We start from the raw sequence: 25,298 nt of genomic DNA, 5'->3' as shown, positions 1-25,298 counted from the left end.
CCACTCTTTTTTAGCCTCATCGTGATCCTGCGCTTCGCCCTGGAACCCGCCGACAACACCCGCCTGGCCCGCGTCTGCGGCAGCCTGGACGTTCACCTGCGCGAGGTCGAGGCCGCGCTCGGCGTCAAGCTGAGCCGGCGCGACGCCGAGTTCCGCGTTGACGGCCCCAAGGCCGCGGCCGAGCGGGCCAGGAGCCTGCTCGAGGCCCTCTACGAACGCGCCCGCCGGCCGCTGCCGGCAGAAACGCTGCAGTTGGCCCTCGTCGAGGCCCGGGGGGAGGGCGGCGCCGCAGCCCCGGCCGGTGAGGAAGGCCCGCTGGTGCTGCGCACCCGGCGCGCCGACCTGTCGGCCCGCACGCCACGCCAGCACCAGTACCTGCGGCAGATCCTCTCGCACGACATCACCTTCGGCCTGGGGCCGGCGGGCACCGGCAAGACCTTCCTGGCCGTCGCCTGCGCCGTCGACGCGCTGGAGCGCTCCACCGTGCAGCGCATCATCCTGACCCGTCCCGCCGTCGAGGCCGGCGAGCGCCTGGGTTTTCTGCCCGGTGACCTGACGCAGAAGGTCGACCCCTATCTGCGTCCGCTCTATGACGCGCTCTACGACCTGCTCGGCTTCGACCGCGTCACCAAGGCCTTCGAGAAGGGCCAACTGGAGGTCGCGCCGCTGGCCTTCATGCGCGGCCGCACGCTCAACCATGCCTTTGTCATCCTCGACGAGGCGCAGAACACGACGCCAGAACAGATGAAGATGTTCCTGACTCGCATCGGTTTCGGCAGCCGCTGCGTCGTCACCGGCGACACCAGCCAGATCGACCTGCCGCGTGGCGTGCAGTCAGGCCTTGTCGACGCCGAGCGCGTGCTGGCCAAGGTCAAGGGCATCGCGATGACGCGCTTCACCAGCGCGGACGTCGTGCGCCATCCGCTGGTGGCCCGCATCGTCGAGGCCTACGAGGCGCGCGCCAAGCGCGAAGGACGCGAAGCATGAGCACCCGACCCGAACTGAGCCTGTCGTTGCAATTCGCCGACCCGCGCCACCGCGCGCTGCTGCCGCGTCACAAGGTGGCGCGCTTCATCCGCGCCGCGCTGGAACTGCCCGGCGAGATCGCCGTGCGCATCGTCGGCGCCGAGGAGGGCCGCGCGCTGAACAGCGAATACCGCGGCAAGGACTACGCCACCAATGTGCTGACCTTCGACTACAGCCACGAGCCCGTGGTGGGCGCCGATCTGGTCATCTGCGCCGAGGTCGTCGAGCGCGAGGCCGCCGAAATGGGTATCCCGTTGCTGGACCACTACGCCCACATGCTGGTGCACGGCACGCTGCACGCGCAGGGCTACGACCACGAGGTGGACGACGAGGCCGAGTGCATGGAGGCTCGCGAGACCGAGATCCTCGCAGGCCTTGGCTTCTCGGACCCCTATCGGCGCTAGCCAGATCGGACGTTCACGGCCGCGTCACGACGGGCGGGCAGCATGCCCGCCATGCCGACGAAGCAAGACCCCAACGCCGCTGCCGTTGACCCTGCCGCCGACGCACCCATGCTGTCGGTGCGCACCGTCTGGATCTCCGACCTGCACCTGGGCACGCCCGGTTGCCAGGCGCGGGCTCTGCTCGACTTTCTGCGCGACGTGGAATGCGAGACCCTCTACCTCGTCGGCGACATCATCGACGGCTGGCAGCTGCGGCGCTCCTGGTACTGGCCGCAGGCGCACAACGACGTGGTGCAGAAGCTGCTGCGCAAGGCGCGCAAGGGCACGCGCGTCATCTTCATCCCCGGCAACCACGACGAGTTCGCGCGCAAATACCTGATGCACAACTTCGGCGGCGTGGACGTGATGGAAGAGGCCATCCACGTGACAGCCGACGGCAAGCGGCTGTGGGTCACGCATGGCGACCTGTACGACGGCGTCATCCAGTGCGCGCGCTGGCTGGCTATTGCGGGCGACCTGGCCTACGAGTTCACGCTCAAGGTCAACCGCTGGTTCAACCGCATCCGCGCCAAATGTGGCCTGCCGTACTGGAGCCTGTCGCGCTACTTGAAGCACAAGGTCAAGCGCGCGGTCAGCTACATCAACGAATTCGAGAATGCCGTCGCGCGCGAGGCGAAGAAGCGCGGTGCGCAGGGCGTCGTCTGCGGCCATATCCACCATGCCGAGATCCGCGAGATCGACGGCGTGCTGTACTGCAACGACGGCGACTGGGTGGAGAGCCTGACGGCCCTGGTTGAGCATTTCGACGGCCGGCTGGAGATCATCGACCGTGGCGACCAGGCTGCGCTGCCCGGCATGCTGCCGGCGCCCAAGTCGAAACCGGCGCCGGTGGGCCTGCCGGTGCCGGCCGTCGCGAAGGTCGCCGCGCCGGACCGGGTCAGTCGACCCGCCTGAGCAGCGCCTGGCCGGCGCGGAGCTGCGCGCCGGGCGCAATGCCCTCGGCCAGCTCGAAGCCCTGTGGCACGAAGACGATGATGGTGGAGCCATGCTCGAACCAGCCCATCTCCTGGCCCTTGAGATGAGGCGCGGAGCATGGCATCTCATGGGCGCCGCGGCGGCCCAGGTGCAGCAGCACGTCGAGGAAATGCAGGCGGATGCTGGCCACCAGGATGGCCGCCACCGGCACCAGCGCGATCGCATGGCCGCTGGCCAGCGTCATGCGCACCACGGCGCGCTCGTTGCGGCAGAACAGCCGCTCCACGCGCTTCAGCGCCACCGGATTCACATTCCAGGTGTCGCCGCTGAGGTAGGTCACGTGCTCCACCGTACCGTCCGCCGGGGCGTGGAAGCGGTGGTACATCGCCGACGTGAGGCGCAGCGTGACGAATCGGCCGCCCTCGAAGGCGCTGGCGTCCTGCGTCGGGCCGAACAGTTCCGCCGTCGAGTACGGGAAGCCCTTGGCCTGGTAGACCTGGCCCTGCTGCACGGAGCCGCAGGCGCCGACGATGCCGTCACTGGGGCTGCACACCACGTCGGGCCGGGCGTCGAATACCCGAGCGCCGGGCTTGAGCTCGCGCGTGAAGCAGTCCTTCAGCGAGCGGAAGGACTGGTGCCTGGCCTCGCTGAGATCCAGCGGTGTGAACAGCCGCCAGACGGCGATGGACAGCCTCGTCAGCCACGGGCTTTCGATGCGCGAGAAGCGCCCCATCGCCTTCGTCAGCGCAATGCGCGGTACGCGGTTGGTCAGCAGGAAGTTCAAGTCTTCCTGGGCGAAGAGGCGCTGGATGCGGCCCCGGGCGGTGGTCATGGTTTTGTCATTCATTCCGCTGTCAAGCGTCGCAGCTACATCTGAAACCTTCGTGAATTTCCGGAAGAACCGATGGACGAATCCCTGACCCTTTCGGCCCTGGCCCTCGGCGTGCTGGCCCTCCTGCCCGCGGCCAGGCAGAGGCTGCAGCTGTCGCGCGCCAAGCACCGCTCACTGGCCGGCCATTCGCGCATGGCCAAGCGGCTGGCGCGCTGGGTGCCGGGCTATGCCTATGACGATGCGCAGTTCTTCGCCGCCGACGGTGCGCCGGCCGACGTCGCCAGCGAGCGCCGCGCCGCGCTGGTGCGCCTGGGGGCTGAGTTCGACGCCCGCTTCGCCAAGACGCTGGCCGCCACAGAGGCGGCGCGCGAAACGATCTCCGACCTGCGCTTCACTGGCCGCTACCGCGTGCCCTTCCAGTTCAGCCCGGTGCTGCGCGAGCACCTGAAGGTGGGCGCCTTCCTGCGGCACAGCGAGGGCGTACAGGTCGAGGATCTGGACGGCAACCGCTTCTACGACCTGACAGGCTCGTACGGTGTCAACCTGCTGGGCTATGACGCCTACAAGGCCTGCATCGACGAGGCCGTCGCGACGACGCGCGATCTGGGTCCGGTGCTGGGCGCATACCACCCCTGCGTGCTGGACGTGCTCGCGCGGCTGAAGGCCATCTCCGGCCAGGAAGAGGTCAGCTTCCACATGTCCGGCACCGAGGCCGTCATGCAGGCCGTGCGGCTGGCGCGCTATCACACCAGGAAGAAGCGCCTGGTGCGCTTCGCTGGCGCCTATCACGGCTGGTGGGAGGACGTGCAGCCCGGCCCCGGCAACCCGCTGCCGCCGCGCGACACCTTCACGCTGCAGGACATGGCCGAGCGCTCGCTGAAGGTGCTGGCCACGCGCCGAGACATTGCCTGCGTGCTGGTCAACCCACTGCAGGCCCTGCACCCCAACGCGAACGCGCCTGGTGACTCCGCGCTGATCGACGGCAGCCGTCGCGCCGGCTACGACCGCGAGGCCTACGCAGCATGGCTGCAGAAGCTGCGCGAGGTCTGCAGCGCGCGCGGCATCGTGCTGATCTTCGACGAGGTCTTCGTCGGCTTCCGCCTCGCGCCCGGCGGTGCGCAGGAATACTTCGGAGTCAAGGCCGACCTCGTTACCTACGGCAAGACGCTGGGTGGCGGCCTGCCGGTGGGTGTGGTGTGCGGCAGCCGCGCGCTGATGACTCGCTACCGCGAGGACCGCCCGGCCGACATCTGCTTCGCCCGTGGCACGTTCAACGCCCATCCTTACGTCGTCGCCGCGATGGCGTCCTTCCTGAAGCGGATGGAGCGCCCCGAGGTGCAGGCGCTCTACGACGGCCTGGACGAGCGCTGGAATGCCCGCTGCGCGCAGTTCAATGCCCGCCTCAAGGCGGCAGGTGCGCCGGTGCGCATGGCCAGCCTGTCGACGATCTGGACGGTGATGTACGACCAGCCCGGCCGCTACCACTGGATGCTGCAGTTCTACCTGCGCAAGCAGGGCCTGGCGCTGAGCTGGGTGGGTACGGGGCGGCTGATCTTCAGCCTCAACTACGGCGACGCCGAGTTTGCCGAGGTCATGGACCGCTTCGTCGCCGCCTGCGATGAGATGCGCGCCGACGGCTGGTGGTGGACGGCGCCGGAGCTGACCGCCAAGGCCATACGCCGCGGCGTCTTCCGCGAGATGTTGGCCAGAAAGTTTTGAGTCCTCGTCCAGCCCGGCCCTGCCGCAAGCGGGCAAGGCTGGTCGGTCCTCAGGGGGCGGCGAGCACGTCGCCGTGATCCGGCCCCCGGAGCGGTCCGGCGCTCGCCCCGCCATGCGCGTGCGCCACGCAGAAAGGGCCCGCGACGCGGGCCCTTTCTCGCTGCGGTGGCGACAGCTTCAGCGGGCTTCGCCGCCGATGTGGTGCATGGGGTCGATCAGCTCGCCGCGCAGCAGATACAGCGGTGCCTTGTGGTACAGGTAGACGTCGTGGATCGGGTCGGTCAGGATCTTGGTCATCCAGGCGAAGGCCTGCATCGCGCCCTGGGTCGCCCACAGCTGGCCGACGCGGAAGAACAGGCCCACGACACCGAGGCAGAACCAGGCCATGCCCACGTCCTCCAGATAGGCCTGCAGGCCCACGGCCGGCTCGATCAGGCCGCCCAGCGACGGTGCCAGCCACAGCACGGCCGGCAGGGCGACCCATACCGCCAGCAGCACGATCTTGCGGCGGATGTTGTAGCCCACCTTGATCTCTTCCTTGTGCTCGTCGGTGGCCTGGTTGACCTCGTCGTAGCCGCGCGGCTCGAAGAAGAAATGACCGGCCTGGCGCGTCGTCATCGACACGCACCAGGCCAGCAGCGCGGCCCAGGCAGGGTTCACGAACACCATGCCGTAGGCCACCAGGAAACTCAAGGCGCTGATCAGGTGCAGGCTCTGGTTGATGCGGCTGTGGTGGTAGTAGCGGTGGTCGTCCCAGCGCTGGATCTTCAGGGTTTGGAAGAACTCGTTCACGTCCCGTCCTTGTGTTTGGGTGGCAAGCGGGGCGGATGGTGGGGTGCTTGCGTGAAATCGGCGTGACGGCTCCGCTGTCATCGTTCTGTTGCACGCAGTCGTGACCATCTCTGCATGAACACCGCAACTGACACCGACGACATCCTGGTCGACGACCTGCTCGCGCCGCGCCACTCGCGCCGGCTTGCCGTGGTGACGGAAACCTATCCGCCCGAGGTCAACGGCGTCGCGATGTCCATGGCCCGCGTCGTCGACGGTCTGAACCGTCGCAACCACGACGTGCAGCTGATCCGCCCGCGCCAGCCGGCCCGGATGGCGGTGCAGGCCGGCGCGCTCCGGCCCGAGGTCGATGAGGTGCTGACCAAGGGTCTGCCCGTGCCGCTGTACCCCAACCTGCGAATGGGCGTGCCCAGCAAGCGTGCGCTGGTGAAGCTGTGGTCGCTGCGCCGCCCCGACGTGGTTCACATCGCCACCGAAGGGCCGCTGGGCTGGTCGGCCCTGCAGGCCGCGCAACACCTTTCGCTGCCCGTCACGTCGGACTACCGCACCAACTTCCACGCCTACGGCAAGCATTACCGCCTGGGCCTGCTGTCCAAGCCCATCATGGGCTATCTACGCAAGTTTCATAACCGCTGCGACGCCACCATGGTGCCCACCGAGGCGATGCGCGTGCTGCTGGCCGAGCGCGGCTTCGAGCGGCTGACGGTGGTGGGACGTGGTGTCGATGCGCAACGCTTCGATCCGGCGCGACGCAGCGCCGCGATGCGCGAGAGTTGGGGCGCGGGACCCGACGACCTCGTGATGGGCTATGTCGGCCGGCTTGCACCGGAGAAGAACCTCGGCGTCGTGCTGGCCGCGTATGAGGCCGTGAAGGCGGTGCAGCCGCGCGCGCGGCTGGTGCTCGTCGGTGACGGGCCGATGCGCGCCGAGCTGGCTGCGCGGGTGCCCGACGCGGTGTTCGCCGGGCAACGCAGCGGCGACGACCTGGCGGCGCACTACGCCGGGCTGGACCTGTTCCTGTTCGCTAGCCTCACCGAGACCTTCGGAAATGTGACGACAGAGGCCATGGCCAGTGGTTGCGCTGTCGTGGCCTTCGAGAGCGCGGCGGCCGGCGAGCTGATCCGCAGCGGCGTGAATGGCTGGCTGGCGGGGGCGGGCCGGGAGGCCGACTTCGTCGCCGCGACGCGTGTGGCGGCCTCGGATGCGGCACTGCGCCACGCCGTCGCCGACGCGGCCCGGGCGACCGCGCGGCGGCTGGACTGGGGCGACATCACTGCGCGCTTCGAGTCCGTCCTGGAAGGGGCGATTGGGCGGGTCGAGCCGGGGTTCGCGGTGCAGGGGTTGCAGCCGGTGGCGTGAGGTCGGTCAGTCTTTGCCGACAGCCTTTGCGGCTCGGCACACTGCCGCGGGAATCCGCCCCGCGAAGGCGGGTGGCTGTCTTCTGACCTGCCAGAAGACAGTCACCAAGGAAGAGGCGCTGAAGCGCGTACCAGCGCTGCGCCCACAGGCGAGGGCGCCTAGCCCGCGGCAGGTCTGCAGCGTGCGGTCCGCTGCACTCTCGCGCCGGTAGGGCAGCCAGTGCGCATGCAAGTCCAGGACAGCCTGCGGGATCTGTAGCGCCAGCGCGGCCCGCATGGCCGGCGTCTTGGTCAGTTCGCCCTGATCTGCAGAGAACTCGTCAGCGCCGGGCAGGGCAATCGGCCTGAACCGGGCTTGCCCTACGACGGCGGCGGGGAACTTTTTCGCCGCCTCGCGTCGGTCCAGATCAGCGTGGTGATCGCCCCCGCCACAAGCATCCCCAACCCACTCAGCGTCACCGCAATGGGCGCGCCCGCCGCTTCGCACCCCGCATAGGCCGCCAGCATCGCCAGCACGCTCAGGTTCTCGTTGAAGCCCTGCACCGCAATCGACCGTCCCGCGCTCAGCAGCAAGGCGCCGCGGTGCTGCAGCAGCGCGTTCAGCGGCACCACCATGGCGCCGCCGACGGCGCCGACCAGGGCGAGCACGACGGCAGCCAGCGCGACGTCGCTGACCTGGGCGACGACCGGCATCAGCAAGCCCAGCGCGACGCCCGCCCACAGCCCACGCCGCGCCTGGTGCAAGGCCAGCCAGCGCCCCGCCGCCGCTGCACCGATGATGACGCCCACGGCCACCGCCGCCTGCAGATAGGCCGCCTGGCTCAGGGGCAGTTCCAGCGCCACGCCCGCCCAGCGCAGCACGGCGAACTGCAGCGTCGCGCCGACGCCCCAGAACAGCGTCGTCGCGGCGAGCGACAGCCCGCCCTCGCGGTCGCGCCACAGTCTGCGGTTGGCCGCGCGGAACTCGCGCAGCAGCGTCAGCGGGTCGTGCGCCTCGCTGCGCTGGCGCAGCCCGCTGTCGCGGATGCCGGCGTTGAGCCCGCTGCTCACCGCATAGATCAGCAGCAGTGCGGCCAGCGAGCCGGTCAGCTTCTCGGCCGGCAGGTCCAGGTGGTCGCACCAGTCCGCCAGCTCCGAGCCCAGCCATTGCGGGCTGACCAGGGCGCCTCCCAGCACCGCGCCCAGAAGCGCCGCGGACACGACGCTGATCTCTATCCAGCCGTTGGCCTTCACCAGCGCCTCGGGTTCGGCCATCTCGGTGATGAGGCCGTACTTGGCTGGTGCATAGGCCGCTGCACCCAGCCCGACGACGGCCAGGGCCGCGACCGGGTGCAGGCCGCAGGCCAGCAGCGCGAGACCCCCCATCTTCACGACGTTCATCGCGGCCATCACGCGGCCCTTGGCGAAGGCGTCTGCCAGCGGCCCCACCCAGGGCGCCAGCACGACATAGGCCGCCATGAAGCCGAACTTCAGCAGTGGGGCCCACCAGGGGGCGAAGCCTTGCTGCGACAGCAGCGCGATGGCGACGATGAGCAGTGCGTTGTCGGCCAGGGCCGAGGCGAACTGCGCACCGATGACGAGGGCGAAGCCCTGTGGCAGGGCGGGGCGGTGCAGGGGGCAGGGGCCGGGCAGGACGGAGGACATCTCCGTCGCAAGCTTGTCACGCGGGCGTGAAAAGGCCGTGAATCGGCCGAGGCGCTCAGCGCCCGATGGCCTCGAACAGCAGCGCCAACTGGCTGGCGATCAGAAGCTCCTGCCGCGTCCAGGCTCGCGTGGCGCGCGCGTCCACCAGCCACAGCGCACCGGCGAGTTGACTGCCGTCGTACAGCGGCACCTCGATGCGTGCCTCGGCCGCGCCCGCCAGGCCGGCGAGCTCGGCGTGGCAGGGGTGCAGGGCCGCATCGGGCAGCGCCAGCGGCGCGCCGTGGCGGGTCAGCAGGTCCAGATAGCGCGGCTGCTGCACGGCGCTCAGGCCGCCGTCGCCGAGCTGCCAGCGGATTACGCCGGTCAGGCCCAGGATGCGCGTGCAGGTGGCCTTCAACTCGGCCAGTGCCTCCGGCGGCGGCAGCGTGGCCAAGCGCTGGCGCCGGCCGCACAACTGCAGCAGCCGCTCCTCCGGCGTGACCGGTGCACCGCCGTCCCCGGGCGGCGGCGCGGCCAGCGCGGCTCGGGCCGGCAGGCTCAGGCGCTCGATCTCGGACTGCAGGGCCAGGTGCTGCCAGAGATGCTCCAGCGCGCCGGGTGCGTCGCCCTCGGCCTGCAGCAACTGGGCCAACTGCAGATGGGCCTGGCGCGCCTGGGCACGGGCCTGGATGCGTTGGGCCAGCGAGAGGCCGTGGCGCGTGGAGCGCACGGCGGCGGCGTTGTCGCCGCGGGCCAGCGCGATCTCCGTCCAGGTGCGGCTGGCGGCCGCCTCCAGCCAGGGATAGCCATGGCGTGTGGCGATGTCGAGCGCGAGGCGGCAGTCGGCCACGGCCCAGTCCATGCGCTGGCGGGCCAGGGCCGCGCGCGCCAGGTGCCAGTGCGCCTCGGCCTCGAACACGCGGTGGCCGCCACGCCGCGCCGCGGCCAAGCCATGGCTGAAGTGGCGCTCGGCGGCCGGCAGGTCGCCGGTCTCGAAGCTGCCGACGCCGATGTTCAGGGCCAGCTTGGCGGCCAGGTAGCTGTCGTCGGCACCGGCAAGGTGCTCGCCGGCATCTCGCATCTGGCGCAGCCCGCGGGCCCAGTCGGCCTGCGCGTAGTGGATCTGGCCCAGGCCGATGCGCGCGGCCACGCCGGTCTGCAGATGGCCGCTGACCTCCGCGAGGTCCAGCGCGCGGGACCATTGCTCGCTGGCGAGCTGGTATTCGCCTTGCTGGTAGGCGATGCGCCCCAGCGCCTCGCAGACGCGCGCTGCCTGCACCGGGAAATGGCCCGCGGCCGCCCGCGCGCCGGCCTGCTCCAGCGCCGGCAACAGCTCCAGCGCGTGGCCGCGGGGCTCCAGCAGGCCGAAGCGGGCGTAGAGGGCGTCCACGCCGGCCGCCACGTCGCCGACCGCGGCGGCATGCGCGCACAGCGCCTGCAGCAGGCTGTCGGCCGCCGCCGGGTGGCGCTGGGCGACGCGGGCAATGCGGCCCAGCGTCTCGGCCAGGGCCCCGCTGGCGGCGGGTAGGAGAGTGAACACGGCGGCAGGTCCGGATGTAGCGGGTTGGTTTCTCACTGGTATTCTTGTCGATTCCGAGCGCCCGCCGCCCCCGGGATGGAGCGGATCCCGAGCCCATTCGTGCGGCCGTAGACCAGTTTAAAACCAATTGACGACCCCAGTCGTTGGTATTAGAGTGGTATCGACTGATTCCCGTCGACCATGCCGCTCGTCCTCGCCTCCTCCCTCCTCACTTCCCGAACGTCCAGCCGCCCCGTGCGGCACTGGGTCGGCATCGACGGCGGGGGCACCAGCACCCGGGCCCTCGTGGCGGACGCCCAGGGGCGCATCCTGGGCCGCGGCGAGGCGGGTGCGTCGGCACTGGGTCAGGGCGCCGAGCAGGCCTGGCGACATATCGCCGAAGCGATTGCCGCAGCCGGAGTGCCGGGGCTGGAGCTGAGCCATTGCGGCCTAGGCCTGGGGCTGTCCGGCACCGGCGTGCCGGCGCAGTTGCAGGCCTTCATCGCGGCCGATCCCGGCGTGGCGCGCTTCACCCTCGTCACCGACGGCCTGGCGGCCCTGCTCGGCGCCCATGGTGGCGAGCCCGGCGCGCTGCTGATCTCGGGCACGGGCTCGGTCGCCGAGGCCTTGCTGCCGGACGGCAGCCGGCGCATGGTCGGTGGTTGGGGCTGGCAGATCGGCGACGAGGGCAGTGGCGCCTGGCTGGGCCAGCAGGCCATGAAGCTGGCCCAAGCCGCTCACGACGGCCGCGCCGCGGCCGGTGAACTGGTGCAGGCCGTGCGCCGCCAGGCCGGCGGCACGCGCGAGGAGTTGCTGGCGTTCTGCGCCCGGGCGGGGCAGGGCGGCTATGCCGGCCTCGCGCCGCTGGTGTTCGAGCACGAGGCCGGCGACCCCGCCGCGGCAGCGCTGTTGGCCGAAGCCGCGCGGGCGCTGGACGCGCTGGCCGCGGCCGTCCACCCCACGCTGCCGCTGGCCCTGGCCGGCAGCATCGCGCTGCGTCTTGGCAACCGCCTCAGCCCGGCCCTTCAGGCCCGCCGCGTCGAGCCCCGGGGCGATGCCGCCAGCGGCGCGCTCTGGTTGATCCAACAGCAAGTCACGACACACGCATGAGCGCCGTTTTTGATTTCAAGCCCGACCCCAACGCTGCGTCGCCTCTGTACATGCAGCTGGCGCAGAGCCTGGCGACGGCCATCCGCGAGGGTGTCTTCCATGCCGACGAGGCCTTGCCCAGCGAGCGCGTGCTGGCTGAGCAGTTGGAGCTGTCGCGCGTCACGGCGCGCAAGGCCATTGACCGCCTTGTCGAGCAAGGGCTGATCATCCGCAAGCGCGGCTCGGGCAACTACATCGCTCCCAAGCTGGAGCAGCCGCTGACGCGGTTGACCAGCTTCTCCGAGGAGCTGCACCAGCGCGGCTTCGTGCCCGGCTCGCGCTGGCTGCTGCGCGGCTTCACGCCAGCGGCGCCGGACGAGCAGCTGTCGCTTGAACTGAAGAGCGGCGAGCGCGTCGCGCGCCTGGAGCGGCTGCGGCTGGCGGACTTGGTCGTCATGGCCTACGAGGTGTCGGTGTTGCCGCAGTCGGTGTTGCCCGACCCGCAGAAGGTCGAGGCTTCGCTCTACGCCCATCTCGGCGAGCGTGCGCCGGTGCGCGCGCTGCAGCACATCCGCGCGCTGAACGCCGACGCCAAGCTCGCCGGCCTGCTGGAGATCCCGCTGGGTGCCGCGGTGCTCTTCATCACGCGGGTGGGCTACCTGGCCTCGGGCCAGGCCGTGGAGCTGACACATTCCTACTGCCGCAGCGATTACTACGACTTCGTCGCCGAAATGAGGCGGGACTGATGCGGCTTGAGGGCGACATCGTCACGCCGCGAGGCGTGATCAGCGGCCACCTGGACATCACCGATGGCCGCATCGCGGCCGTCGAAGGCCGGCCCGTCGACGCGGCGCGCGCCGGCGAGGGCGGCCGGTCCATCCTGCTGCCCGGCTTCATCGACACCCATGTCCATGGCGGCGGTGGCCGCGACACCATGGAGGGCGGCGACGCCATCGCGGCGATCGCGCGCCGCCACGCCGGCCACGGCACCACCAGTCTGCTGGCGACGACGATGACGGCGCCTGTCAGCGACATCGAGGCCGCGCTGCGTGCGCTGGGGCCGGTCTGCCGCACGCGCGGCGCGCAGTCGGCCCGCGTGCTGGGCGTGCATCTCGAAGGCCCCTACATCAGCCCCGGCCGCCTCGGCGCGCAACCAGCGCACGCGATTCCCGCGACGCTGGACGAGGTGATGCGGCTGAACGGACTTGCGCCCATCAAGGTACTGACGATCGCGCCCGAGATGCCCGGCCATCTCGCGCTGATAGGCCCGCTGCGCGATGCCGGCATCCGCGTGCAGATCGGCCACAGCAACGGCAGTTACGAAGACGGCGTCGCCGCGTTGCGGGCCGGCGCGGCCGGCTTCACCCATCTGTTCAACGCCATGACGGGCCTGCACCACCGCCAGCCCGGCATGGTGGGCGCGGCGATGGCCCATGCCGAGCATGCGGAGCTGATCCCCGACTTGCTGCACGTGCACCCCGGCGCCATCCGTGCCGCGCTGCGCTGCATCCCGGGTCTGTTCTGCGTGACCGATTCGACCGCCGCCGCCGGCATGCCCGATGGTCACTACCGGCTGGGCGAGCACATGGTGCACAAGTGCCTGGGCGGCGTGCGTCTGCCCGACGGCACGCTGGCCGGTAGCGCGCTGACGATGGATCAAGCCCTGCGCAACCTCGTGCAGCGCCTGGAGTTGCCGCTCGTGGAGGCGTCGTGGCGCACGTCCACGGCCGCGGCGGAGTATCTGGGCCTCGCGGATCGGGGGCGCCTGGCCGCCGGCGCGTGGGCCGATGTGGTCGTGATGAATGCCGGGCTGGAGCTGCGGCGCGTGTTTGTGGAAGGTGAAGAGATCGATGTCGTCGTTGATGCTTGAAGAGGCGCTGAGCGCGCCGGACGTGGTGGCGCGCCAGCTGGCGGCCGATCCCATGAGCTACGCCCGCCTGGGCCAGGCGCTGCAGGAGCAGCCGCCGACCAGCGTGCTGACCATCGCGCGCGGTAGCTCCGACCACGCGGCCCATTACCTGGCCTATCTGGTCATGGCGCGGCTGGGCCGGCTGGTCACGTCGCTGCCTATGTCGCTGATCACGCTGTACCAGAGCCGCATCCACTGCGAGGGCCTGCTGTCGCTGGCCTTCTCGCAGTCGGGCCAGAGTCCCGACCTGATCGCGCCGACGAAATTCTTCCGCGAAGGCGGCGCGCGTACGGTGGCCTTTGTCAACGCCGGCGGCTCGCCGCTGGCCGCCGCCGCCGAGCATGTGTTCGAGCTGCACGCGGGCCCGGAGAAGAGCGTGGCCGCGACCAAGAGCTACATCGCCCAGCTCGTCGCCGGCGCCCGCGTCGTGGCTGCATGGCAGCAGGACGATGCGCTGCGCGCCGCGTTGAACGTGCTGCCCATCGCGCTGGAGCAGGCTGCCAAGCTGGATTGGAGCGCCGCGCTGCCGGTGCTGAAGGACGAGGATCGCCTGTTCGTGCTGGGCCGTGGCACTGGCCTGGCTGTGGCCATGGAGGCGGCACTCAAGCTCAAGGAGACCTGCGGCATCCAGGCCGAGGCTTTCTCCGGCGCCGAGGTCAAGCATGGCCCCATGGCGCTGGTGCGCGACGGCTATCCGCTGCTGGTCTTCGCGCCGCGCGGCCCGGCCCAGGCGGGCCTGCTGGCCATCGCCGAGGAGATGAGCAGCCGTGGCGGCCGTGTGCTGCTGGCCGCGCCCCTTGGCACGCGCTGCGCGCCAGGCATCGAGCTGTTGCCGCTGGCGACGACCGGCAGCGAAGACCTCGACCCCATCGCGCTGGTGCAGAGCTTCTATCCCATGGTCGAAGCGCTGGCGCGTGCGCGCGGCTTCAATCCTGACGTTCCGCCCAACCTCGCCAAAGTCACGAAAACGCACTGATCATGAGCACCTTCGATCCCGGCCGTCTGGTGATGGTCGACATCCCCGGCACTGCCCTCGACGCCGAGACCGCGGCCTTCCTGCGCGAGCAGAGGATCCGCTCGGTCTGCCTGTTTCGCAAGAACCTCGGCAGCGAGGACGAGGTCGGGGCGCTGATGCGCGACCTCATCCAGGTGCTGGGCCCCGAGGCGCTGATCGGCATCGACCAGGAGGGCGGCGCCGTCGTGCGGGCCACCTTCCTGCCGCAGCCGCCGTCGGCGATGGCACTGGGCGCGGGCGGCGACGCGGCGCGCGCCGAGGCCGTGGGCGCGGCGGTGGCGCGCGGGCTGAGGTCGCTGGGCATCAACTGGAATTTCGCGCCGGTGCTGGACGTCAACAACAACCCTGCCAACCCCGTCATCGGCGAGCGCAGCTTCTCCAGCGACGCTGACGAAGTCACGCGCCTGGCGCGGGCCTGGATGCAGGGCTCGCTGCGCGAGGGCGTGGCCTGCTGCGTGAAGCATTTCCCCGGCCATGGCGACACGCATGTGGACTCGCACCACGCGCTGCCCACCGTCGACAAGTCGCGCGCCGAGCTGGATGCGCTGGAGCTGCGCCCCTTCAAGGCGCTGGCGGGCGAGGCCCCCGCCATGATGACGGCCCACATCGTCTATCCGCAGCTGGACGGCGAGCGTCCAGCCACGCTGAGCCCCGCGCTGCTGGACGGCATCCTGCGCCGGGATCTGGGCTACGACGGCGTCGTCATCACCGATGCGCTGATGATGAAGGCGGTGGCGGAGCGCTTCGGCTACGCGAAGTCGGCAGTCATGGCCATCGCTGCCGGCGCCGACATGGTGCTGGCCCAGGGATCACAGGAAGAGCAGCTCGTGGCCATCAACGCGCTGCGCGAGGCCTTCGCGGACGGCCGCCTGACCCGCCAGCAGGGTGAGACGGCCAATGCCCGCCTGGACCGGCTGGCCGCTGCCTATCCGGCTCGCGCGGTGGACGACGCGGCCGCCCGCGCCGCCGACCATGCGCTGATGGCCCAGGCCTGGGCCGCCGGCCTGACCGCGCTGCGCGGCGCCGCGCCGCCGGCGCTGGACGCGCCCATCCGTGTCATCGTGCAGGGCGACGTGCCGACCGACATGGTCTCCGAAGCCGGCCCCACCGGTCGCCAGGCCGTGGCGCTGTTCGACGCCTTCACCGACGCGCAGGTGCAGGTGGTGGACGACATCGCCAAACTGGACTGGGCGACGGTCCCGCGCGACGGGCGCGTCAATGTGCTGGTGTCAACGCGCCGCGCCCGCTACGGCCTGGCCGCTGCCGAGTGGCGGCCCGACCTGCACCTGTCGCTGTGGAACCCCTACCAGGCGCTGGACGTGGCCGGCCCGACGCTGCTGAGCTGGGGTTTTGCGCCCGGCGCGTTGGCGGGCGTCAAGGCCTGGCTGGAAGGCCGCGCCCAGGCCAGCGGCCGCGCGCCGCAGGGACTGCAGTGATGGACCAGGTCAAGACGCCGATGCGGTGGGTGCCCACCCTGTACTTCGTGCAGGGCATGCAGTTCTTCGTCGTCATGCTCATCGCGGGCCTGATGTTCAAGAACCTGGGCGTGGCCAACGACACGATCGCGGAATGGACGGCGGTGCTGGGCCTGGCCTGGGCCATCAAGCCGCTGTGGAGCCCCTTCCTGGAGCTGGCGCGCAGCAAGAAGCTCATCGTCGTCGCGGCGCAGTACGTGGGCGCGGCGGGCCTGGGCCTGATGGCGCTGGCCCTGCAGCTGCCGCACTGGTTCGGCGCCGCCATCATCGTGCTGTTCCTGATCGCCTACGCGTCGGCCACCCACGACATCGCCTGCGACGGCCTCTACATGTCGTCGCTGGACCAGAAGCGCCAGGCTGCCTACGCGGGCTGGCAGGGCGCCTTCTTCAACGGGGCGCGCTTCTTCATCACCGGCGTGGTGCTGAAGCTGGCGGGCTACCTGGAAGGGGAGATGGGTGCATCCAATGCATGGTCCGCGGTCTTCCTGATGCTGGCGGGCCTGGTGGCCGTGCTGGCCACCTACAACGCGCGCTTCCTGCCCGGCACGCTGAGCACCGCGCACAGCGAGCTGACGGCGTCAGGCGTGGCCACGATGCTGAAGGACGTCGTCATCGACTTCTTCCGCAAGCCGGGCATCTGGCGCGCCGTGCTGTTCATCGTCATGTTCCGCCTGGCCGAGGGCCAGGTGCAGACCATAGGCCCGCTGTTCCTGCTCGAGGCGCGCGACAAGGACGGCCTGGGTCTGAGTACCGGCCAGGTCGCCGACGTGTATGGCTGGGTGGGCACGGGGGCCTTCCTCGTGGGGTCGGTGCTGGGGGGCTGGGTCACCAGCCGGCTCGGTCTCAGGCGCGCCATGCCGCTGCTGCTGCTCGCGATGTGCGTGCCCAACGTGACCTTCTACTACCTCGCCGCCACGCTGCCGCAGGACATGTTCCATATCGGCGCAGCGGTGGGGCTGGAGATGCTGGGCTACGGCTTCGGCTTCGTCGGCATGATCCTCTACATCATGCAAGCCGTGGCCCCGGGCCGCTTCCAGACGGCGCATTACGCGCTGGGCTCGGGTGTCATGCAGTTGGGTTTCATCCTCAGCAAGTTCATCAGCGGCAAGATCCAGCTGGCGCTGGGCTACCAGGACTTCTTCGCCTGGACCATCGTCTGCGGCCTGCCGGCGCTGCTGCTGCTGCTGTGGGTGCCCATGCCGCGCGCCAGCGCGCCTGCGCAAGGGGTCCCGGCATGAAGGCGCTTCTGTTGGCCCTGCTGGCCGCACCCGCGCTCGCGGCACCGTCCGCCGGCGAGTTCTTCGACGACTTCTCGCAGACCGATCTCGACGCGCTGCGCGCCGGCGGCTGGGTGCTGCGTGAGGGCACGGGCCATCCGGGCCTGCCAGGCGCGCGCTTCGCGGCCGGGCAGATCTCCGTGGGAGCCGGCCTGCTCAGGCTCAGGCTTTCGACCGACGGCACGCCTGCCAACACGCTGCAGCCCCAGCTCTGCAACGCGCGCAAGTTCCTGTTCGGGACGACGACGGCGCGGGTGCGTCTGCGCGACACGGCCGGCTCGCGGGACCCCATCGTGCAGGCCTTCTACCAGGCCAGCCCGCTCAAGCACGACTTCGACCCCGAGTTCAGCGAGGTCGACTTCGAATATCTGCCGCATGGCGGCTGGGGCGCGCCCGAGACGAGGCTGTATGGCGTCGCCTGGCAGACGGTGCGCATCGAGCCCTGGCTGTCCTTCAACAGCGCCGGCCAGGCCATGGGCTCGCACGATGGCTGGCAGTTGTTGACGGCCCAGGTCGAGGCCGGCCGCGTGCGCCACTACGTTAACGGCCGGCTGTTCAATGAGGCCGCGGCGCGCAACGTGCCGGTGCAGGCCATGGCGATCAGCTTCAGCCACTGGCTGTCCGACGGCGCCACGGCCGGCGCGCCGCGCGAGTACGAGTTCGAGGTGGACTGGGTGCTGCACGAGGCCGGCAAGACCCTGAGCCCCGCCGCGATGCAGGCCCGCGTCGCCGCGCTGCGCAAGCAGGGCGTGGCCAGGCGCGACACCGTGCCCGATTCCGGCCTGACGAGCGAGTGCAACCTATGAGCAAGATCCTGATCGCCGCTCTGGCGCTGGCGGCCTCCGTCGCGCAGGCCAGGACGCCGCCGGTCGTCGGCAGCTACATCCTGGCCGAGCGCGGGGTGGACGTCGTCGAGCAGCTGCAGCCTGGCCGCGTCACGCACCTGCTCTATGCCTTCCTGCTGATCTGCGGCGAAGGGCAGCGCCCGCAGGAGGCCGCTGCCTGCGCCGGCCAGCCCGCCTTCGGCATCGCTCCGCATGCGGACCAGCAGACCTTCTCCGCCGCCTTTGAGCGCCTGAAGGCGCGCGACCCCCGGGTGCAGGTGCTGGCCTCGGTGGGTGGCTGGGGCGGCTCGGATCCGTTCTTCCATCTGGCCGCCAGCGCCGAAGGGCGGGCGGCCTTCGTGAAGCAGGCAATGGTCTGGCTGCGTGCCCACCCGGGCTTCGATGGCCTGGATATCGACTGGGAGCACCCCGGCTCCAATGGTGCGGTCAACGGCGTTGCGCTGGGCGACCCAGCCGATGGCGAGCGCTACGTCGCGCTGCTGCAGGAGCTGCGCGCGGGCCTGGACGCGCTGGGCCGCGAGACGGGCAGGCGCTACGCGCTGACCTCCGCGATCGCGACGAGCCGGGAGCAGTTGGCGCGCATGCCCATGGGCCGCGCCGCGCGGTCGCTGGACCTCGTCTTCATGATGACCTACGACTTCGCCGGCCCGTGGACGGCGAAGGCAGCCCACCACACGGCGCTGCGCAGCGCGAAGCCGACCGACGACGACAGTCTGACCGCCTCGGTCGCCAACCTGAAGCGCGAAGGCGTGCCGGTGTCCAAGCTGGTGGCCGGTGTGGCCATGTACGGCCGCGGCTTCGACGGCGTTCGCGCCGACGGCGGCTATGCCAGGCCATGGCCCAACGAAGACGGCTCGGTGGCCTTCAAGGACATCGCGGCGCTGCAGGCGCAAGGCATGAAGCCGGTGTTCGACAAGCGCACGCAGTCCTGGGCCATGGTGGGTGACGGCAAGTTCGTCGGCTATGACGACCCGCGCGCTGTGCGCGCCAAGGCGAAGTTCGCCAGGCGCCAGGGATTGGCCGGGGTGTTCGCCTGGGAGCTGAGTCAGGACAACGGCGAGATCCTGGACGCGATGAACGAGGCGCGGTGAGGCCGGACCGGCGCATCGCTTCGGTGGACGCCCTGCGCGGCCTGGCCGTGGCGGCCATGCTGCTGGTCAACAACCCCGGCGACTGGGGCCATGTGTATGGGCCGCTGGAGCATTCGGCCTGGCATGGCTGCACGCCGACGGACCTGATCTTCCCGTTCTTTCTCTTTATCGTCGGCGTGTCCGCTGCGCTTGCGCTGGGGCCGCGCGTCGACGCCGGCGCGGCGCCGGGGCCGTTGCAGGCGATGGTGCTGAAGCGCGGCCTGCGCATCGTCGGCCTGGGCCTGGTGCTGAACCTGCTGGCCTGGTGGCTGATGCACAAGCCCGAGTTCCGTCTGCTGGGCGTGTTGCAGCGCATCGGCCTGTGCTTCATCGCTGTGGGTGCGGTGGCCCTGTGGGCGCGCCCGCAGCGGTCATGGTGGGTGCTGGCCGGACTGCTGGCGGGCTATGCCGCACTGCTGCAGCTCGGGCCTACGCTGGACAAAGCGGGCAGCCTGAACCAGCGCCTCGATACGGCGGTGCTGGGCCGCTGGGCTTATGAGTGGGACACGGCCCGCGGCATCGGATTCGACCCCGAGGGCCTGCTTTCCACGCTGGGGGCGCTCGCGACGACGGTGTTCGGCCTGGCCTGCGGCGGCCTGTTGCGGCAGGGGCGAGCGTCGCGGCTGCTGATGGTGGGTGGCGCGGCGGCGCTGGCCGGGGTGCTCTGGTCGATCTGGCTGCCCTGGAACAAGCAGCTGTGGACGCCCAGCTTCGTGCTGTGGACCGGCGGCCTCGCGGCCCTCGCGCTGGCCGCCGCGCACGAATGGATGGACCGCCGCGGCCACCGGCACTTTCCCTTCTCCATCGGTCGCGCCTTTGGCCTCAATGCAATCGGCGCCTATGCCGGAGCCTGGATGTGCACGGTCTTCCTGGAGGGCTTCGGCTGGATGCAGCCGCTCTACCGCACGGTGTTCGGGCCGTTGCAGCCGCTGGTCGGGCCGTCGGGCCAGTCACTGGCGTTCGCGCTCGCCTTTGTCGCGGTCTGGGCTGCCATCGTTTGGGCGCTGGACCGACGCGGGTGGTACTGGAAAATATGAGCCATGAGTGACGACGCGTTCGCCATCCGCATGCCGCCTGACATCCGCTCGGTGCGGGTCGGCGAACACCAGCTCGTCTTCATCGACGACTTCCTGCAGGATCCCCGGGCCCTGGTCGAGGCGGCTCGTCAGGCCCGTTTCGAACCCTGCCCCGGTGCGGACGAGCGCAGGGGCTACCCGGGGATACGCGCGCCGGCGCCGCCGGCCTATTCCGAGAGTCTGACGGCGCTGCTGGACCCGCTGATCAAGCTCAACTTCGGCGTGCCGGAACACCTGGCAGTGAAGAAGACGCCCTGCGCCTTCTCGCTCACCACCGTGGCGCCGCGGGCGCTGGGGCCGCTTCAGCGCGTGCCGCATTTCGACGCCAGCACGCCGCACTACATGGCAGTGCTGCTCTACCTTTGCGACGAGCAGCACGGCGGCACGGCCTTCTACCGCCACCGGGCCAGCGGGTTGCAGCAGATCACGGCCGACAACCGCGAGCGCTATGGCGCCATGGTCTACGACGAGATCGAGCGCCGCCCGGCGCCACCGCGCTACTTTGGTGATTCCGACGAGCATTTCGAGTTTCTGGGCATGATGCCGGCGCGTTTCAACAGGCTGGTGGCCTATCGCGGCAGCCTGCTGCATTCGGCCATCGTCAACCCGCAGCAGGGCCTGAGCAGCGACCCGGGCCGGGGCCGGCTGACGGTCAACACCTTCTACGACTTCTGATACGACCGGCCCCCCGGTGTGATGGCGCGGGACTACGCGGGCCGGGCGTACTGCTTGGCGCCCGCTCAGAAAGAAGAAAGCCCGGCGGCTGCCGGGCTTTCGCGGGGACGGGATGGTCCGTCGATCAGAACTTGACGGTCAGACCCAGCTTGTAGGTCGTTTCGCCCTTGAAGGACCAGGCCGGGAAGCCCGCGCGCAGCGGATCCTTGATGGCCGTGTTGCTCGCGGCGGCGGCGCCGTACTGGATGTCGTCCTGCTTGGTCAGGTTGACGGCGTCCAGGCTCAGCTTCAGCCACTTGTTGATGTTCCAGCCGAAGGACGCATCCAGCGTGCCGAAGTTGCCGTGCATGCGGTTGCCGTACCAGAACGCGCCTTCGCGAATCATGTACTTCGAGCGCCAGTTGTAGGCCAGCCGGCCGAAGTAGCTTGCGTTCTCGTAGTAGCCGACCAGGTTGACGTTGTGCTTGGAGGCCTGGGTGAACAGGTCCAGCCCGTCCAGATAGCTGTTGCCGGGGGCCTTGCCTTCGGTGAAGGTGTAGTTGCCACTGACGCCGAAGCCGTTGTCGAAAGCGTGGTTGATCTGCAGCTCGACGCCGCGAATGGTGCCGCCACCGGCGTTCTGGAAGGTCTGCACCGTCCAGTTGTCCACCTTGGTCAGCGGATCGACCAGGCCGACCTTCTGGTTCTGCAGGACGTTGGCGACGACGAAGTTGGAGATGTCCTTCACAAAGTAGGTGGCGGACAACAGATTGCCCTTGCCGTAGTAGTACTCCAGGCCGAGATCGGCTTGGCTGGACTTCATGGGCTTGAGGCCGACGTTGCCGACGGTCCAGGTCTCGTTGTTCGGCCGGTCGTCGTTGTAGCCGGATACCGTCACGCCGAACATGTTGGCGAAGTTCGGGCGGGTGATGGCCTGGGACGCCGTGGCGCGCAGCACCAGATCCTTGCGCACGTCGAAGGCGATGTTGATGCTGGGCAGCACGTCGTTGTAGCTCGCGTCGGTGGACGCCGTCGTCTTGGCCCAATTCTGGTTGCCGCTCCAGGCGTCAGCCGGCGTCGTGCCGTCGAACTTGTAGCCGGTGCTGGTGACCTTGGTCGAGATGTAGCGCAGGCCGAAGTTGCCGCGCACGCCTTCGGTGTCGAACTCGAACATGCCGTAGGCCGAGCGGTTCTTTTCGTTCAGCTCGCCGTAGCCCGAGCGGTCTTCCACCCAGGAGCCGATGCTCTTGGAGGTGTTGTTCAGCATGGCGTTGATGTCGGGGCGCGGAATCGACCAACTGGCCACGTTCACCGTGCCGCTGAACAGCGTGTTGGTGTTGGTCAGGGCGTGGATGGGGCCGCCGTCGTCGAAGCCGACGCTCCAGATCGGGCGGAACTGGCGCTTCTCGAAGGTGTGGTCGGCCAGGCGGACGCCGGTCTTGAAGGCGCTGATGACACCCCAGTCCAGGTTGAAGGTCGCGTCGAACTGGCCGAACTTCTCCTTGTCCTTGTTGGGGCCGGCCGAAGTGGCCCAGGATTGAGCCGCCATCTGCGTCGGCAGCGCGCTCAGGCCCCAGGACTGGTTGGACGTCGGGTTGATCTGGATTTCGTGGCCGGTGGCATCGATGGTGCCTTGCCAGTTCGGGCGGTTGAAGACGCCGGCCCAGGAGTTGGTCTGGTAGTTGGTCGTGATCGACGTGCCGCCCTTGGCCTTGGTGCTGCCGAGCACGAAGTCGAACTTGGCGTTGTCGAGCTTGTAGTGGGCGTCTGCCACGACGCTGTTCGAGTCCATGCTGGCGCCACGGGCCCAGACCTGGAAGAACCGGTTCTCCAGCGGATTGGCCGCCGTCGTCGTGCTGTGCAGGCACATGCCGTTGGGGTTGAAGATCGACACGACGGCGGTGTTGCGCTTGTCGCAGTTCGGGTCGTGCATCAGGTAGTCGCTGGAGTTGGAGCTGTTGGCGTCCAGCTTCATCTTCAACACGTTCAGGCCGAGTTCCAGCCCTTCGACCGGACGTGCCTGCAGTGCGACGTTGACGGAGGTGCGCTTGCGCTCCTGCACGAAGGCGGTGGGCGCCACATCGCTGTTCCAGCGGCTGTCGGCCTCGACGCCGTTGCGGATGTAGTTGCCCTTGGACAGGCCGGCGGCCACCAGCGCGCCGAAGCGGCGATCGGCGGTACGCCAGCTGTAGAGGCCGGCCACTTCCTTTTCGGGATCGCTGAAGGTGCTGTGGCTGTAATGCGTGCTCAGGAAGACGGTGTTGGGATCCAGGTCCAGCGGCTTGCGGGTCTTGACGATCACGGTGCCGCCAATGCCGCCTTCGGTCAGGTTGGCCTGCGAGGACTTGTAAACCTCCATGCCGCCGATCATCTCGGCGGGCAGCAGCGAGTAGTTGAACGAGCGGTCGATGTCCATCTGGTCATACCAGCCGGTGGACGCGACGGTCTGCCCGTTCAGCGTGGTGTAGGTCATCTGCGGGTCGGAGCCGCGGATGGACACGGTCGAGCCCTGGCCGAATGCGCGGCCGACGGATACGCCCGGAATGCGGCCCAGCGCCTGACCGACGTCGGAGTCGGGCAGCTTGCCCACATCCTCGGCCGAGACGGCGTCGACGACGGCGCTGGCGTTCTTCTTGATCACCGCGGCGGTCTGCAGCGAGGCGCGGATGCCCGTGACGACAACCTGGTCCAACTGCTGGGCCGGAGCCGCTGCGGCAGGCGCCTCGACCTGTTGTGCCTGGGCGGCGAGCGACATGCCCAGCAATGTCAGCGACACGGCGGTCGCGATAGGGGTCTGCTTGACCTTCATCTACTGTTCCTCGTTGTGGCCAATGAATCGGGGCGGCGGCGGCTGCTTCACATCGTCTGCATACCACCTCCGGTCCGGTTGCCGCCTTGTCTCGAGATGGTTGGCAACCAGTGCCATGCCAATGTAGCGATTGATAAAGCCACTTTGCTACCAATTTCTGATGGGGAGTTTCCCGAGTGTTGGCCGCGTTTCCCGGGTCTCTCTGGGGCTTTCCTCTGGGAGCGATGCTGTCGCAGGTCTTTTATTGGTATTGTTTTGGTATTGATTGAGAGAGATGGGTTGTTGCGCGTCGGCGACGCGCGGCTTGCGCCGGGCTGTGGCTGGGCCTGCTTGGTGGCCGGTGCGGCTCGGGTGCGATCCGAAGTCGGTCGCTTTGTTGGGGTGCTCAGGCCGGTGTTCTGGCGCCTGGCGTCGGACGTGGCAATCGGCCTTTGGGTGCTCCGCGCGGACGCCTCGGCGGCGCGTCGACCAATCTCTTTTGTTCTTCTTGTCGAGACCTCTGTTGCGCCCTCTTTGCTCTGTGCTATAGTTGCGGGCTTGCCTCAGGAGGGGTGGCCGAGTGGTTAAAGGCAGCAGACTGTAAATCTGCCCGCATAGCGTACGCTGGTTCGAATCCAGCCTCCTCCACCAAGACTTGCTAGTCGAGTGCAAGGCGTTTTGGCTCCCAGGGCGGGAGTAGTTCAATGGTAGAACCTTAGCCTTCCAAGCTAATGACACGGGTTCGATTCCCGTTTCCCGCTCCATCGAGCGGCTTGGTCGGCAGACGTCGACACCGGTTTGCCGGCCAGTTTCTGGCGTCAAACCCGTGCCGATGCCCATGTGGCTCAGTGGTAGAGCACTCCCTTGGTAAGGGAGAGGTCACGCGTTCGATCCGCGTCATGGGCACCACCTCTTTTTTCTTTTCTCCCTCTTTCTTCGGGCTCGCGACGCCCACCAGGAGCGCAAGATGGCAAAAGGCAAGTTTGAACGTACCAAGCCGCACGTGAACGTGGGCACCATCGGTCACGTGGACCATGGCAAGACGACGCTGACGGCTGCGATCGCAACCGTGCTGTCGAAGAAGTTCGGTGGCGAGGCCAAGGCCTACGACCAGATCGACGCAGCGCCGGAAGAGAAGGCCCGCGGCATCACGATCAACACCGCCCACGTCGAGTACGAGACGGCCAACCGTCACTACGCCCACGTGGACTGCCCCGGCCACGCCGACTACGTGAAGAACATGATCACGGGTGCTGCGCAGATGGACGGCGCGATTCTGGTGTGCTCGGCCGCTGACAGCCCGATGCCCCAGACGCGTGAGCACATCCTGCTGGCGCGCCAGGTGGGGGTTCCCTACATCATCGTCTACCTGAACAAGTGCGACATGGTGGACGACGCCGAGCTGCTGGAGCTCGTCGAGATGGAAGTGCGCGAGCTGTTGGACAAGTACGAGTTCCCGGGCGACAAGACGCCGATCGTGCACGGCTCGGCCAAGCAGGCGCTCGAGGGCGACAAGGGCGAGCTCGGCGAAGGCTCAATCCTGAAGCTGGCCGATGCGCTCGACAGCTACATCCCGACGCCCGAGCGGGCGATCGACGGCACGTTCCTGATGCCGGTCGAAGACGTCTTCTCGATCTCGGGGCGCGGCACGGTGGTGACGGGCCGGGTCGAGCGCGGCGTCATCAAGGTCGGCGAGGAAATCGAGATCGTCGGGATCACGCCGACCCAGAAGACCACCTGCACCGGCGTGGAGATGTTCAGAAAGCTGCTCGACCAGGGCCAGGCCGGCGAC

At 69.2% G+C, this 25,298-nt stretch carries 21 protein-coding genes and 3 tRNA genes; 19 read left to right on the top strand and 5 right to left on the bottom strand.

Annotated elements, in window-relative coordinates; genetic code table 11:
- Positions 1–21: 21 nt before the first annotated feature.
- The 3 genes from JOY88_RS13550 to JOY88_RS13540 are packed head-to-tail and all read left to right on the top strand — an operon-like array spanning position 22 to position 2,384.
- Positions 22–987, top strand: coding sequence for a PhoH family protein (locus tag JOY88_RS13550; protein ID WP_293503155.1), 966 nt, complete (start codon positions 22–24; stop codon positions 985–987).
- Positions 984–1,430: an rRNA maturation RNase YbeY gene (ybeY, locus tag JOY88_RS13545; protein ID WP_293503154.1), complete on the top strand. Its 447-nt coding sequence runs from the start codon at positions 984–986 to the stop codon at positions 1,428–1,430. The genes JOY88_RS13550 and ybeY overlap by 4 nt, the downstream gene beginning before the upstream one ends.
- Before the next feature lie 51 nt (positions 1,431–1,481).
- Positions 1,482–2,384, top strand: coding sequence for a UDP-2,3-diacylglucosamine diphosphatase (locus JOY88_RS13540; RefSeq protein WP_524539219.1), 903 nt, complete (start codon positions 1,482–1,484; stop codon positions 2,382–2,384).
- Here the strand turns inward: JOY88_RS13540 and asd are convergent.
- Positions 2,368–3,237, bottom strand: a complete 870-nt coding sequence (gene asd / locus JOY88_RS13535; RefSeq protein ID WP_293503153.1) for an archaetidylserine decarboxylase — start codon at positions 3,235–3,237, stop codon at positions 2,368–2,370. The genes JOY88_RS13540 and asd overlap by 17 nt on opposite strands.
- A 72-nt stretch (positions 3,238–3,309) precedes the next feature.
- Here asd and JOY88_RS13530 point away from each other — a divergent pair, with 72 nt between their 5' ends.
- Complete coding sequence (locus JOY88_RS13530; RefSeq protein WP_293503152.1) at positions 3,310–4,956, top strand: aminotransferase class III-fold pyridoxal phosphate-dependent enzyme; 1,647 nt, start codon at positions 3,310–3,312, stop codon at positions 4,954–4,956.
- Between the two features lie 177 nt (positions 4,957–5,133).
- On the opposite strand, the gene JOY88_RS13525 is transcribed toward JOY88_RS13530, so the two are convergent.
- Positions 5,134–5,748 (bottom strand): hypothetical protein, encoded by a 615-nt coding sequence (locus tag JOY88_RS13525; protein WP_293503151.1) that lies wholly within the window; start codon positions 5,746–5,748, stop codon positions 5,134–5,136.
- Positions 5,749–5,862: 114 nt separating this feature from the next.
- On the opposite strand from JOY88_RS13525, the gene JOY88_RS13520 reads away from it, so the two are divergent.
- Positions 5,863–7,107 carry a glycosyltransferase family 4 protein gene (locus JOY88_RS13520; RefSeq protein ID WP_293503150.1) on the top strand — a complete coding sequence of 415 codons (1,245 nt, stop codon included), beginning with the start codon at positions 5,863–5,865 and terminating at the stop codon, positions 7,105–7,107.
- A gap of 359 nt (positions 7,108–7,466) precedes the next feature.
- Here the strand turns inward: JOY88_RS13520 and lplT are convergent, their stop codons facing one another.
- Positions 7,467–8,750, bottom strand: a complete 1,284-nt coding sequence (gene lplT, locus JOY88_RS13515; RefSeq protein ID WP_293503149.1) for a lysophospholipid transporter LplT — start codon at positions 8,748–8,750, stop codon at positions 7,467–7,469.
- A 55-nt stretch (positions 8,751–8,805) separates the two neighbouring features.
- Positions 8,806–10,269, bottom strand: coding sequence for an ATP-binding protein (locus tag JOY88_RS13510; protein WP_293503148.1), 1,464 nt, complete (start codon positions 10,267–10,269; stop codon positions 8,806–8,808).
- A gap of 180 nt (positions 10,270–10,449) precedes the next feature.
- On the opposite strand from JOY88_RS13510, the gene JOY88_RS13505 reads away from it, so the two are divergent.
- From JOY88_RS13505 to JOY88_RS13460, 10 genes are read left to right on the top strand one after another with little or no spacing between them, the layout of a single operon-like run.
- Positions 10,450–11,358 carry a glucosamine kinase nucleotide-binding domain-containing protein gene (locus JOY88_RS13505; protein ID WP_293503147.1) on the top strand — a complete coding sequence of 303 codons (909 nt, stop codon included), beginning with the start codon at positions 10,450–10,452 and terminating at the stop codon, positions 11,356–11,358.
- Complete coding sequence (locus JOY88_RS13500) at positions 11,355–12,083, top strand: GntR family transcriptional regulator (protein ID WP_293503146.1); 729 nt, start codon at positions 11,355–11,357, stop codon at positions 12,081–12,083. Before JOY88_RS13505 ends, JOY88_RS13500 begins: the two co-directional genes overlap by 4 nt.
- A complete protein-coding gene (gene nagA, locus JOY88_RS13495) occupies positions 12,083–13,207 on the top strand; it encodes an N-acetylglucosamine-6-phosphate deacetylase (protein WP_293503145.1) in 1,125 nt (374 codons plus the stop codon). The genes JOY88_RS13500 and nagA overlap by 1 nt, the downstream gene beginning before the upstream one ends.
- Entirely contained in the window at positions 13,188–14,222 is a 1,035-nt protein-coding gene (locus tag JOY88_RS13490) for an SIS domain-containing protein (RefSeq protein ID WP_293503144.1), read from the top strand. Before nagA ends, JOY88_RS13490 begins: the two co-directional genes overlap by 20 nt.
- Positions 14,223–14,224: 2 nt before the next feature.
- Positions 14,225–15,697 (top strand): beta-N-acetylhexosaminidase, encoded by a 1,473-nt coding sequence (gene nagZ / locus JOY88_RS13485; RefSeq protein ID WP_293503143.1) that lies wholly within the window; start codon positions 14,225–14,227, stop codon positions 15,695–15,697.
- Entirely contained in the window at positions 15,697–16,974 is a 1,278-nt protein-coding gene (locus JOY88_RS13480; protein ID WP_293503142.1) for an MFS transporter, read from the top strand. The genes nagZ and JOY88_RS13480 overlap by 1 nt, the downstream gene beginning before the upstream one ends.
- Positions 16,971–17,819: a glycoside hydrolase family 16 protein gene (locus JOY88_RS13475; RefSeq protein ID WP_293503141.1), complete on the top strand. Its 849-nt coding sequence runs from the start codon at positions 16,971–16,973 to the stop codon at positions 17,817–17,819. The genes JOY88_RS13480 and JOY88_RS13475 overlap by 4 nt, the downstream gene beginning before the upstream one ends.
- Positions 17,816–18,949 carry a glycoside hydrolase family 18 protein gene (locus tag JOY88_RS13470; RefSeq protein ID WP_293503140.1) on the top strand — a complete coding sequence of 378 codons (1,134 nt, stop codon included), beginning with the start codon at positions 17,816–17,818 and terminating at the stop codon, positions 18,947–18,949. The genes JOY88_RS13475 and JOY88_RS13470 overlap by 4 nt, the downstream gene beginning before the upstream one ends.
- Positions 18,946–20,025, top strand: a complete 1,080-nt coding sequence (locus tag JOY88_RS13465; RefSeq protein WP_293503139.1) for an acyltransferase family protein — start codon at positions 18,946–18,948, stop codon at positions 20,023–20,025. The genes JOY88_RS13470 and JOY88_RS13465 overlap by 4 nt, the downstream gene beginning before the upstream one ends.
- Before the next feature lie 3 nt (positions 20,026–20,028).
- Positions 20,029–20,739 (top strand): DUF6445 family protein, encoded by a 711-nt coding sequence (locus tag JOY88_RS13460; RefSeq protein WP_293503138.1) that lies wholly within the window; start codon positions 20,029–20,031, stop codon positions 20,737–20,739.
- 124 nt (positions 20,740–20,863) lie between these two features.
- On the opposite strand, the gene JOY88_RS13455 is transcribed toward JOY88_RS13460, so the two are convergent.
- Positions 20,864–23,527 (bottom strand): TonB-dependent receptor, encoded by a 2,664-nt coding sequence (locus JOY88_RS13455; RefSeq protein WP_293503137.1) that lies wholly within the window; start codon positions 23,525–23,527, stop codon positions 20,864–20,866.
- Positions 23,528–24,072: 545 nt separating this feature from the next.
- Between JOY88_RS13455 and JOY88_RS13450 the strand changes: the two genes are divergently transcribed.
- The 4 genes from JOY88_RS13450 to JOY88_RS13435 form a co-directional block, all read left to right on the top strand.
- A tRNA-Tyr gene (locus JOY88_RS13450) sits at positions 24,073–24,157 on the top strand.
- A 39-nt stretch (positions 24,158–24,196) separates the two neighbouring features.
- Positions 24,197–24,270 (top strand) — tRNA-Gly (locus tag JOY88_RS13445).
- 70 nt (positions 24,271–24,340) lie between these two features.
- Positions 24,341–24,415: transfer RNA gene (locus JOY88_RS13440), tRNA-Thr, on the top strand.
- Between the two features lie 58 nt (positions 24,416–24,473).
- On the top strand, positions 24,474–25,298 hold an 825-nt coding region (locus tag JOY88_RS13435; protein WP_293503136.1), incomplete at its 3' end, for an elongation factor Tu.

Origin of the sequence: Roseateles sp., assembly GCF_019237615.1 — a bacterium.
In the GTDB taxonomy this organism is placed as follows: domain Bacteria; phylum Pseudomonadota; class Gammaproteobacteria; order Burkholderiales; family Burkholderiaceae_C; genus Pelomonas.
Note: the sequence above shows the minus strand (reverse complement) of the source record. Positions and strands in the feature narration are given on the sequence as shown.